This window comes from Brachyspira pulli, from assembly GCF_036997785.1.
Taxonomy (GTDB): Bacteria; Spirochaetota; Brachyspiria; order Brachyspirales; family Brachyspiraceae; genus Brachyspira; species Brachyspira pulli.
Genome location: NZ_JAWLQI010000086.1, coordinates 1 through 11,014, shown reverse-complemented (window position 1 = coordinate 11,014; position 11,014 = coordinate 1). Strand labels below are relative to the sequence as shown.

11 protein-coding genes are annotated in these 11,014 nt (G+C 28.2%); 4 read left to right on the top strand and 7 right to left on the bottom strand.

The window, feature by feature from the left end:
• Window positions 1-364: 364 nt before the first annotated feature.
• Window positions 365-991 carry a transcriptional repressor LexA gene (gene lexA, locus R4K56_RS13725; RefSeq protein ID WP_335769263.1) on the top strand — a complete coding sequence of 209 codons (627 nt, stop codon included), beginning with the start codon at window positions 365-367 and terminating at the stop codon, window positions 989-991.
• Window positions 992-1,062: 71 nt separating this feature from the next.
• Here lexA and R4K56_RS13720 read toward each other — a convergent pair whose 3' ends face one another.
• Together R4K56_RS13720 and R4K56_RS13715 are read right to left on the bottom strand one after the other, a co-directional pair.
• Window positions 1,063-1,560, bottom strand: a complete 498-nt coding sequence (locus R4K56_RS13720; protein ID WP_297299450.1) for a YajQ family cyclic di-GMP-binding protein — start codon at window positions 1,558-1,560, stop codon at window positions 1,063-1,065.
• A 46-nt stretch (window positions 1,561-1,606) separates the two neighbouring features.
• Entirely contained in the window at window positions 1,607-3,097 is a 1,491-nt protein-coding gene (locus tag R4K56_RS13715) for a glycogen synthase (protein WP_335772968.1), read from the bottom strand.
• 162 nt (window positions 3,098-3,259) lie between these two features.
• On the opposite strand from R4K56_RS13715, the gene R4K56_RS13710 reads away from it, so the two are divergent.
• Window positions 3,260-4,786, top strand: coding sequence for a UDP-N-acetylmuramoyl-L-alanyl-D-glutamate--2,6-diaminopimelate ligase (locus R4K56_RS13710; RefSeq protein ID WP_335772969.1), 1,527 nt, complete (start codon window positions 3,260-3,262; stop codon window positions 4,784-4,786).
• A 74-nt stretch (window positions 4,787-4,860) separates the two neighbouring features.
• Here R4K56_RS13710 and R4K56_RS13705 read toward each other — a convergent pair whose 3' ends face one another.
• The 3 genes from R4K56_RS13705 to rplI are packed head-to-tail and all read right to left on the bottom strand — an operon-like array spanning window position 4,861 to window position 7,634.
• The gene (locus R4K56_RS13705; protein ID WP_335758337.1) at window positions 4,861-5,667 is read right to left on the bottom strand and encodes an MlaE family ABC transporter permease; all 807 of its coding nucleotides are present in this window, start codon (window positions 5,665-5,667) and stop codon (window positions 4,861-4,863) included.
• Window positions 5,668-5,682: 15 nt separating this feature from the next.
• Window positions 5,683-7,083: a replicative DNA helicase gene (gene dnaB, locus R4K56_RS13700; RefSeq protein WP_335772970.1), complete on the bottom strand. Its 1,401-nt coding sequence runs from the start codon at window positions 7,081-7,083 to the stop codon at window positions 5,683-5,685.
• 41 nt (window positions 7,084-7,124) lie between these two features.
• Entirely contained in the window at window positions 7,125-7,634 is a 510-nt protein-coding gene (rplI, locus tag R4K56_RS13695) for a 50S ribosomal protein L9 (RefSeq protein ID WP_335759983.1), read from the bottom strand.
• A gap of 194 nt (window positions 7,635-7,828) precedes the next feature.
• On the opposite strand from rplI, the gene R4K56_RS13690 reads away from it, so the two are divergent.
• On the top strand, window positions 7,829-8,344 hold the full coding sequence (locus R4K56_RS13690) for a flavodoxin family protein (RefSeq protein WP_335772971.1): 516 nt from the start codon (window positions 7,829-7,831) through the stop codon (window positions 8,342-8,344).
• Between the two features lie 178 nt (window positions 8,345-8,522).
• On the opposite strand, the gene R4K56_RS13685 is transcribed toward R4K56_RS13690, so the two are convergent.
• A complete protein-coding gene (locus R4K56_RS13685; RefSeq protein ID WP_335772972.1) occupies window positions 8,523-9,335 on the bottom strand; it encodes a TatD family hydrolase in 813 nt (270 codons plus the stop codon).
• Window positions 9,336-9,356: 21 nt separating this feature from the next.
• On the bottom strand, window positions 9,357-9,707 hold the full coding sequence (locus R4K56_RS13680) for a histidine triad nucleotide-binding protein (RefSeq protein ID WP_335758341.1): 351 nt from the start codon (window positions 9,705-9,707) through the stop codon (window positions 9,357-9,359).
• A gap of 172 nt (window positions 9,708-9,879) precedes the next feature.
• Here R4K56_RS13680 and R4K56_RS13675 point away from each other — a divergent pair, with 172 nt between their 5' ends.
• The gene (locus R4K56_RS13675) at window positions 9,880-10,686 is read left to right on the top strand and encodes a ZIP family metal transporter (RefSeq protein WP_335772973.1); all 807 of its coding nucleotides are present in this window, start codon (window positions 9,880-9,882) and stop codon (window positions 10,684-10,686) included.
• The last annotated feature ends 328 nt before the right edge of the window (window positions 10,687-11,014 follow it).

The following is an 11,014-nucleotide window of genomic DNA, read 5'->3' as shown; positions in this document are numbered from 1 at the left end:
GTGCGGGTTGGTGTTGGTCTGGGTTGGCTTGTCTTGGCTTGGCTTGGCTTGGCTTGGCTTGGCTTGGCACCTAAGCATAGATTAAATTCTAAAAAGTAGCACATATCATAATTTTATATTATTATGAATTATTTTCAAGAATTTATTAAAATTTTATAATAAAAATACATATATTATACTTACTTTACATACTTTATTATTATAATTTATTTTCTATATTCTCAATAATAAAAAATTAAATTTATTTATTATTTTTTAACATAAACAATCATAAAAATATAATTTTTTACATAATATGCCTTGACATCATATTTTTGTATAGTATAATAACAAATACTGCATGCAAATATAAAGAGGTATAAATATGACTGAATTAACAGATAAACAAAGAGATATTTTTAATTTTTTACAAAGATTCACCAATGAAAATGGATATCCTCCAACTGTTAAAGAAATTATGGTTCATTTCAATTTCGCTTCTCCTACTGCAGTTACAACACATTTAACAGCTTTGGAAAAAAAAGGATATGTAAAAAAGACTGGCAAAAGAGCCAGAGGTAGTGTGCCTATAGACACTAATAATAAAGGTAATCATAATCTGGTAAAAATACCATTACTTGCAAATGAAGTTAAAGCAGGTCTTTTAATGGATGTGGCTGATGAAACTGTTGAAGAAACTTATTCGCTTCCAAAATCTATAGCACAAGATGAAAGTAATTTCCTTATGAAAGTTACTGGAGATTCTATGATAAATGCTCATATAAAAGAAGGAGATATGGTTATAGTTCACCCTTCCAATGAAGCTGATAATGGCGATATAGTAGTAGCAAAAATAGATGATAACGGCAATGAAGAAATAACTATAAAAAGATTCTTTAGAGAAAAAGATTGTGTAAAACTTATTCCTGAAAACAATGATTATCCGCCTATAATAAAAGAAAGTGTTTCTATAGTAGGTAAAGTTGTTGGACTTATAAGGTTAAGAGTATGACACATATACTATAAAAAAAGAGGGTTCTTTAATAAGACCCTCTTTTTATTTTTATCATTTTTAATTATTAATTATCTGTAATTTGTAAATTGCAAAGGTATTGGATAATCTTTTCCTTTAAGCATTGTTATAACAGATTGTAAATCATCTTTCTTAGCACCTGATACTCTGATTTGTTCATCTTGTATGCTTGCTTGTACTTTCAATTTCATGTCTTTAATATCTTTAACTATTTGTTTAGCTAAATCTTTATCTATACCATGAACTATTTCATTAATCTCTCTAACTGCATCGCCTGCTGCTTTTTCTTTTTTCTTCTCTCTCAAGCATTTTTGATTTAAGCCTCTTTTAATAAACTTTTGAAACAAAATATCTTTTACTTGATTAAGAACGAAATCTGCAGGAGCAACTACAGTTATTGTCTTTTCTCCCTTATTTAATTCTATTTGAATATTTTGACCTTTAAAATCAAATCTATTATCTATTTCCTTAGTAGCAACATTTACACAGTCATCAATAACCTGCATATCTACTTCAGAAACTATATCGAAACTTGGATCTTTTGGCATAATTCATACTCCTTATGTCTAATATTTTTTATTATAATTTTCTTTATTATTCTTTATTACTTAATAACTTTTTATAAAGTTCCACATACTCTAAAGCTGATTTATGAAGTGAATAATCTTTATTCATAGCATTTACAATTAATTTTTCCCAAACATCTTTTTTATTATAGTATAAATCGAAAGCTAAATCCATAGAAGAAACAAAACTCTTTATACAATAATCATCAAATGTAAAACCTGTGGCATCGTTTTCATTAGTACTATAATTTATAACTGTATCTTTAAGACCTCCGACTGCATGTACAATAGGAATACTTCCATACTTCATACTATATATTTGATTAAGTCCGCAAGGTTCAAATCTGCTAGGCATTAAATAAATATCTGATCCTGCTGTTAATCTATGTGCTAAAGATTCGTCAAAAGTAAACAATACCTTTATATTTTTTGCTCTATTTGCTCTGTCAATAAAATCTTCTTCAAAATCCTTAAAGAAATTATTTTTACTGAATAAGAAAATAAAATTAGCATTATAAGTTGAAAGCTCAAAGAAAGATTGATATATCAAATCAAGTCCTTTTTGAGGATCAAATCTTGAAATCATAGTTACAAGAGGACATGATTTATTTTCAAATTGAAATTCTTCATACAATGAATTTCTTATTAATTCTTTATTTTTTATACTGCTAACATCATAATTATTTTTTATATATTTATCTGTTCTAGGGTCCCAAGAATCATCATGAACCCCATTAAGAACGCCATACAATTTATCTGATATATCGGAAAGCAAAACATTCATTCCGCATCCGAATTCTTCTCCCTGTATCTCTTTTGCATAAGAAGGACTAACAGTTGTAACTATATCAGAAAGCACAATTCCTGCTTTTATAAAACTAACATGTCCGTAAAATTCTAATCTGCTATTAACAAAAAATTTCCAAGATACATTAAGAAGTGTATAAATATCAACTGAAAAATTTCCTTGATATGCTAAATTGTGAATGGTAAACATTACTTTCAAATCTTTTAATGATTCTTCATTATTAAATACTTCTTTTACATAAAGTGCTACTAAAGCTGTTTGCCAATCATGTATATGTACTATATCCAATTTGAAATCTTCTTCATCATACAAATACATTATCAATTGTACAACTGCTTTAGAAAAAACTATAAATCTTTCAGCATTATCCTCATAATCAATACCATTCTCAGAATAAAGACCATCTCTTTTAAACAATTTATCCTGCTTTACAAAATACACTGTAATATTGTCATTATCAGGATATTTAATTTTTGCATACTCTACTTTAATGGTCTTTTTATCAATCTCAATTTTACCCTCAGCAAATACATCATCATCTGTTATAAGATTATAATTTTGTTTATATAATGGAACAACTAAAGAAGCATTGATTTTAGAAGAACCCATTTCAATAGAATCCAATGCTAAAGGCAAACTTCCTGCAATATCACCTAGCCCACCTGTTTTAGAAAATGGATAGGCTTCACTTGCTACCATAAATATATTCATAATTTACTTCCATCGATAAATGTTTTACTATACTATAGTTATATATCTTTTAGGCTTAAAAATCAAGCTATTTATTTATATAATAATGATATATAATATTTTACTATAAAATTTAAACGATAGTTTTATTATTTATAATAAAAATTAAATGGGATAAAAATCATGAAACTTTTTAAAGAACTAATAAAAGACTATAAAGTATCAAAAGAAAAACAATTAACAAAAGAATGTTTAAATACAGAAATTAATGGAATAGCATATAATTCAAAATTAATAAAAGAGAATTATTTATTTGTAGCCATAAAAGGTTTGAAAGATGATGGCCATAAATATATAGAAAGTGCTATTCAAAATAAAGCAAGCATTATAATATATGATAATACCGCAGATAAAGATTTTATAAAAGGATTGCAGGATAAATATGAGAATGTATATTTTGTAGCAGCAAAAAATCCTAGAGAATGTTTAGCTTATGTTTCTGCAAAATTTTATGATGAACCTACTAAAAAAATCAATACAATAGGAATAACTGGAACTAATGGAAAAACAACCACAACATACCTATTAAAATCAGTATTAGAAGCAAATAAAAACAAAACTACTTTAATCGGTACTATAAAAAATATGATAGGAGATACTGAAATTAAAACTAATTTAACAACTCCTGAATCTATTGATTTAGAAAGCATATTTGATGAATCATTAAAGGAAAATGTTTCTCATATTGTAATGGAATCATCATCTCAAGCATTAGATATGAATAGATGCGATTATATAAATTATGATACTGCAATTTTTACTAACATAACAGAAGATCATCTTGATTATCATGGTGATATGAAAACTTATTTAAAAGCAAAACTAAAATTGTTTACATTATTAAAAGAAAGCAGCAAAAAGAAAAAATTAGCAATTATAAATATAGATACTGATAACTTCAAAGAAATATCTAATTATATAACAAAATTAGATTTAAAAATGGTAACTTACGGACTTAATGAAAAAGCTGATTATTATGGAAAAATAATTTCTTTAACATCAAAATCTACAGAATTTGAATTCTATGCAAAAGGTAAATTTATATCAAAAGTTAAACTATCAATGCTTGGACAATTTAATATATTAAATTCATTATCTGTTTTAGCTTATGTTTGTGAATATAAATTAGATATAGAAGAATCAATAAAAGCTATGAGAGAAGTGCAAGTATCTGGAAGATTTGAAATAGTAACAAAAGAAAAACACCCATTTATAGTGGCTGTTGATTATTCACATACACCTGATAGTTTAGAAAATATACTTATAGAAGCTAGAAAATTAAATCCGAATAAAGTAATAGTTGTATTTGGATGCGGCGGTGACAGAGATAGAAAAAAACGTCCTATTATGGCATCCATTGCAGAAAAATACTCAAATATTTCAATACTTACCACTGATAATCAAAGAACAGAAGATATCAATCAAATAATGTCTGATATAGAAGCTGGTTTCAAAAATAATAATTACAAAAAAATAATTGATAGAAAAGAAGCTATATTTGAAGCTATAAGAGAAGCAGGAGTAAATGATATAGTTATAATAGCTGGAAAAGGACATGAGAATTATCAAATATTCCCAGATAAAACTATACATTTTGATGACAGAGAAGTTGCAAGAGAAGCATTAAAAGAATATTATCCTAAAATATAATTTATCATTAATGCAAATAAAATGGGTAAACTTAATTTATAAGCTTACCCATTTTTTATATAAAAAATATTTAATTACATTCCAAATAAACCAAGTATAGAAACTAATAAATAGTCAGTAACAAGTATTATCATAAAACTATATACAACGCTTGTAGTAGTTGCTTTACCAACACCCTCAGCACCTCCGGAAGTTTTAAATCCATAGAAACAAGATATAAGCATAACTTCAGCACCAAATATAGTAGACTTTATCAAACTTCCTATAAAGTCCCCCAATGTTATAACGGAAATAGCACTATTAAAATAATGTACAGGATCGCTATGCAAAACGAAAACTGTAACAATAGCACCTCCTAAAACCCCTATAACGTCTGCAGAAACTGTAAGCATAGGCAAAGATATAACAGCTGCCCAAAAACGAGGAACAGCAACATATTCTATTGGATTGGTATATAAAGTTTTTAAAGCATCTAACTGTTCACTTACCTGCATAGTACCTATTTCAGCAGTAACAGAACTTCCAACCCTTCCTGCAAATATCAAAGCAAGAAGCATAGGAGATAACTCTTTTACCATAGCTTTACCAACCATAGAACCTACAAACTGAGATATACCTTTCAATACACTATCTAATACAACAGCTATTTGTAAAGACATAACCATACCAGTACAAAGTACAGTAACAGCAGCAACTACAAAAGAATCAACACCCATTCTAACCATCTGTTCTCTCAATAATTTGAAAGAAAAAGTAGGTCTAAATGTATATTTAAATACTTCCAAGAATAGTGTAGCAAAATCACCTAAAGTTGCAAGAAAATAGGTTACTTTATTTTTTATTCCCTTTCTTAATTCAAACTTAACATCAAATAATTCCATAAAAAACCTCTAAACTCAAGCCCCATTATTATTATAAATATTTTCAAATCTAGTTTGATCTGCTATAAAATGGAGAGGCAATCCATCATGTATAGCACCATTCCTATGTTTTGCAAGTATTACTTCTACTTGATTAGTCTTTTCATCTATAACTTCATCTTCCTTTCCCTCTTTATTGGACTTTTGTCTATGCAAAAACATTACTATATCAGCATCTTGTTCTATAGAACCAGACTCCCTAAGGTCTGAAAGTCTAGGTTTATCCTGTCTTTGTTCAACAGCCCTTGATAACTGTGCCAATGCTATAACTGGAACATTAAGTTCTTTAGCTAAAGCCTTTAATCCTCTTGATATATCTGCTATTTCTTGTTCTCTAGTACCATTTCTTCTTGCTTGGGCACCTGAATGAATCAACTGCAAATAATCAACAACAATAAGTTTTAAATCTACTTCCTTTCCTGAAGTTTTACCTCTATTAAGAAATTCGTATTTCATTTGCCTAGCTATACCGCGTATTTCCATTATGGTTAATTGGCTGGAATCTTCTATTACAAGATTAGATTGTGATATACTGCTGAAAGCCTGACCAAGTTTTCCCCATTCTGGTTTTTCCAAATCACCAGACCTAATTTTAGACAAACTTATTCTAGCTTTACTTGAGATTAATCTTTCTGCAAGCTGTAATTTACTCATCTCAAGAGAAAAGAATCCTACACCAAAATTTGTAGTTTCAATATTTGTCATTACATGTTCAACTATATTAAGTGCAAAACTTGTTTTACCTACAGATGGTCTTGCTGCTAATATAATTAAATCTGATGGCTGAAAACCATGAGTAATTTTATCAAGTCCTATAAAACCTGAAGGAACTCCTGTAACTGTACCTTTATGTTTTTTTCTACTCTCTATAGTAGTTAAAACTTCATAAAGTAAATCACGTATATGTATAAAATTATTATCTAATCTTCTTTGGGTAACTTCAAATATTTTTCTTTCTGCAAAATCAGCTATTTCTTTAGTTTCAGCATCTTTTGCTTCATAAGCGGATTTTTGAATATCTTGAGTAGCAGTTATTAAATCTCTAAGTAAAGATTTTTCTGCGATAATTTCTGCATAATATTTGGCGTTTTGATGAAAAGGCGTACCATCTATGATACGCATTAAATATGCTTCATCATTTTGAATAATTTTTTCAAATAACCCATTCTCTTTAAGATATCTTAAAGTAGTTTCTGCATTTACAGCTATACCTCTATTATACATCTCTATTATGCTTTCATAAAGCATACGATTTCTTTCACTGTAGAAATCAGTAGATTTTATTTTAGATATAGCAACAGATATGGCTTGGGAATTTTGCAGCATGGCACCCAATAGAGACTCTTCAGCCTCTATTGAGCAGGGTGTATTATTCATTAAATATTATGCCTATTAACTTGGATATTAAGTTGTTATAATTAAGCTTCTGTTGTAGTTGTTTCTGCAGCATTATTTTCTTTTACTTCTTCTGCAGCTTCTTTATCGTCTATATTAACAACTTTAATTTTAATACTAGCATTAACACTGTGATATAATTTGATTTCTACTTCAAACTCACCAAGTTCTTTGATGTGTTTTTCCATATGAACATCACGTTTATTGATATCAATTTCTTTTTCTTTTAAAGCATCAACTATAGTTTGTTGGCTAACTGAACCGTATAATTTACCATTTTCAGCAACTTTCATAGGTATAACGATACTTATGTCAACCATTTTACCTTTTAATATTTCTGCTTCCATTTTTCTTTTAGCTCTTTTCTTCTCTAAGCTTTTTTGCATTTGAGCTAAAGTTCTTAAATTAGCAGCATTTTTGATAACTGCTATATTTCTTGGAATAAGGTAATTTCTTGCATAGCCGTCTTTAACTTTACATATATCACCTTCGTAACCTAATGATATAAAATCTTTTTTTAAGATAACTTCCATTTGTGCTCTCCTTGATTTACTATAGTAAATAAATAATATCATTAATTATACTTCACAATCTACATATTATACCATATTTATTTATAAAATCAAGTATTTAAAAATACAATCATATTTTATACCATTATGTAGTATATTGCAAAAAATTATTTTTAATGATATAATAAGATTATTCTAACAAAGGAGAAATTTATATGAAATATTCTATAGTTTATACAAGCAAAAGCGGAAACACTGAAAAATTAGCTTTAGCTATAAAAGAAGCTGCTAATGGAGAATGCTTACAGTGTGTAAAAGCTGATGCTGTTGATAATAATAAAGTTAATGAATCTGATTTATTATTTGTTGGTGCTGGAAGTTATAAAGGAACTTGCGATGAAGCTGCTGGAAAATTCATGCAAACTTTAAAAAACAAAAAAGTATTCCTATTCATGACTGTTGGATACGGCGATAATCAAGAATACTATGATAAAATGCTTAATCCTGCTAAAACTTTCTTAGATTCTTCAAATACTTTAGTCGGTACTTATGCTTGCCAAGGACAATGGATAGAAGGACAAAAGAAAAATTTAGAAAATATGCTTGAAAAAGCTGCTACTGAAGATGAGAAAAAAGTTATTCAAGGTAAATTAGCTAATCATGGAAATGCTATGGGACACCCTAATGCTGATGATTTAAACAAATTAAAAGAAGCTGTTAAATCTCTATAATATTTATACGAATAAATTAAAAAAAGCCCTTATAAAATTTCTTTTATAAGGGTTTTTATTTTGCATAAAATTTTAATTTAAAATATTATATAGCTATTTATAAAAATTGTGAGCCTCTGGCAAATTTATTTGACAGAGACTTATGGCGAACAATTTTTATTAGCAATAATAAAAAATATTAAATTCTATTCAAATCAATAGGTAATTCTAAAACTCTAACTGCATTCTCTAATGCACTTCTCATAATATCTTCTGAACTCTCTCCCCTAGCCTCTGCAAGAACTTCTACAGTATAAGGTATAAATGAAGGTTCATTTGCTCTGCCTCTTACTTTTTGAGGTGTCAAATATGGTGCATCTGTTTCTATTGTGAACATATCTTTAGGTACATATTTTGCTGCTTCTCTTATAAAATCATTCTTCATATAAGTAGAAGAACCAGAAAAAGAAAGTATATATCCTAAATCCAAAGCATTTTTCGCATCTTCAACATTTCCACTGAAACAATGAAATATTCCTCTTTTAGGTATATCAGTATCTTTCAAAACTTTAAAAGTATCTTTGAAAGCATCTCTGCTATGTATCAATATTGGCAAATCTACATTTTTAGCAACTTCACATAAAGCACTGAAAAATTCACGCTGTTCATTCTTGTTGGAATCATCATGATAATAATCAAGTCCTATTTCTCCAACTGCATATATAGATTTATTTTTATTTTTTATTGTCTTTTTATTTAAATTATTTATTTTCAATTCAAATGCTTTTAAAGTATCTTCATCATTTTCATTGGCATAATCAGGATAATATCCTATACTAAAAAATACTCCTTCAGCATCAGACAATATAAACATACGTTCATCTATATCACTAGGGTGAACGCCTATATCAACAAAATAAAATATTCCTGCTTTATTAGCTCTGTCCAAAACTTCTTCTAATTCTTTGCTTTTTTTAGATATGTATGTAAGATGACAATGACTATCTATCATTATGTTAACTCCGATTTTTTATTATTCTTCTAAATTATCACCTGAAAGTATATGGAAATGTACATGGAATACGCTTTGTCCAGCACCAGCTCCGCAATTATTTATAACTCTGAAAGACTCTAAATTCTGTTCTTTAGCAACTTCTTTAATAGTTTCTAAAACTTTATTCATTAAAAATTCATCTATTTCCATTATGTTTTTTACATGAGGTTTTGGAACTACAAGTAAATGCACTTTAGCTTTTGGATTTAAATCAGCAAATACTACACAATATTCATTTTCTTTTATAAAGTTTGAAGGTATTTCTCCTTTTATAATTTTACAAAATATACAATCTTTATCAAAATATTTATCTTCATTATAAGAATTCATAGTAATACTCCTATTCAAAAATATTAAAATAATTTCGCCTAATAATATAAACTAAAATAAAAAATTAATCTACATATTAATAGAATTTATTTTACAAAATAATACAAATCTTGTTATTAATAATAATTACTAATAAGAATTAATTAACTATATTTAATAAAAGGTATTAAAAATGATAGAAAATGCATCACCAGTTTCATTGGCACTATTTGGAGGAAGTATTACATTTGCTTTTACTGCATTAGGTTCTGCACTTGTATTTTTCTTCCTATCAGAGATAAAACCAAAACTATTAGCGTCTATGTATGGATTTGCTGCAGGAGTAATGACAGCTGCTAGTTTTTGGTCTTTACTTGCTCCATCAATAGAGTTATCAGAGAATACTAATCTTCCAAATTGGGTAATACCTACAATAGGATTTTTATCTGGTGCAATATTTATATGGATATTGGACAAAGTAATGCCTCACATGCATATAGTAAATGGGAATGAAGAAAAAGAAGGAGCCAATGTACAACTTTCAAAAAGCATATTATTATTTTTAGCTATAACATTGCATAATATACCAGAGGGTTTAGCGGTTGGTGTAACATTCGGAGCTTTTTCTATTGGCGACAGCGGAGTAACATTTAATGCGGCATTAGCTTTAGCGTTTGGTATAGGTCTTCAAAATTTTCCTGAAGGTGCTGCTGTTTCATTACCTTTAAAAACTACTGGTATGTCAAAATTAAAATCCTTCCTATTTGGTGCAGTATCTGGCATAGTAGAGCCTATTGCGGCAGTTATTGGTGCGTTAGCTGTTACTAAACTTACCGTAATCCTACCTATAGCATTATCATTTTCTGCAGGTGCTATGATTTATCTTGTAATAGAAGAACTTGTACCTGAGGCTGTTGCCGAAGAACACAATCATTTTGGTGTATTCGGTTTCATATTTGGTTTCGCTATAATGATGGTTTTAGATGTGGCTTTAGGGTAATTAAAGATAATTTTTGACTAAACTTAAAAATTATAAAAAATACTACTTTATTGTTTAACTAAACAAATAAAATATATACAACTATATTTTATTAAAAATAAATTTATATTTTTGTTTTGATATCTGAGGCTTTACCACATACCACACCTATTTTACGACCGTATGAAGTACCTATGGGATTGCCACAAAGAAGCATGCACAGTCCGGCTATATTTTAGCTTAAATTAATAATTTATCTTACAGGTAAGACTATTTAGTACTAATTTTACACTTGCACTTTTTGGTTCTTTTTGCGGCGGGAAAAAGAACAATAAACAAATTGACAAAC

Excerpts from the sequence above, each read along its gene's own strand:
- R4K56_RS13715 (WP_335772968.1), bottom strand. The coding sequence starts at position 3,097 with ATGAATATATTTATGGTAGCAAGTGAAGCCTATCCATTTTCTAAAACA.
- R4K56_RS13690 (WP_335772971.1), top strand. The coding sequence starts at position 7,829 with ATGAAATATTCTATAGTTTATACAAGCAAAAGCGGAAACACTGAAAAA.
- lexA (WP_335769263.1), top strand. The coding sequence starts at position 365 with ATGACTGAATTAACAGATAAACAAAGAGATATTTTTAATTTTTTACAA.
- R4K56_RS13680 (WP_335758341.1), bottom strand. The coding sequence starts at position 9,707 with ATGAATTCTTATAATGAAGATAAATATTTTGATAAAGATTGTATATTT.
- R4K56_RS13720 (WP_297299450.1), bottom strand. The coding sequence starts at position 1,560 with ATGCCAAAAGATCCAAGTTTCGATATAGTTTCTGAAGTAGATATGCAG.
- R4K56_RS13705 (WP_335758337.1), bottom strand. The coding sequence starts at position 5,667 with ATGGAATTATTTGATGTTAAGTTTGAATTAAGAAAGGGAATAAAAAAT.
- dnaB (WP_335772970.1), bottom strand. The coding sequence starts at position 7,083 with ATGAATAATACACCCTGCTCAATAGAGGCTGAAGAGTCTCTATTGGGT.
- R4K56_RS13675 (WP_335772973.1), top strand. The coding sequence starts at position 9,880 with ATGATAGAAAATGCATCACCAGTTTCATTGGCACTATTTGGAGGAAGT.
- R4K56_RS13685 (WP_335772972.1), bottom strand. The coding sequence starts at position 9,335 with ATGATAGATAGTCATTGTCATCTTACATACATATCTAAAAAAAGCAAA.
- rplI (WP_335759983.1), bottom strand. The coding sequence starts at position 7,634 with ATGGAAGTTATCTTAAAAAAAGATTTTATATCATTAGGTTACGAAGGT.
- R4K56_RS13710 (WP_335772969.1), top strand. The coding sequence starts at position 3,260 with ATGAAACTTTTTAAAGAACTAATAAAAGACTATAAAGTATCAAAAGAA.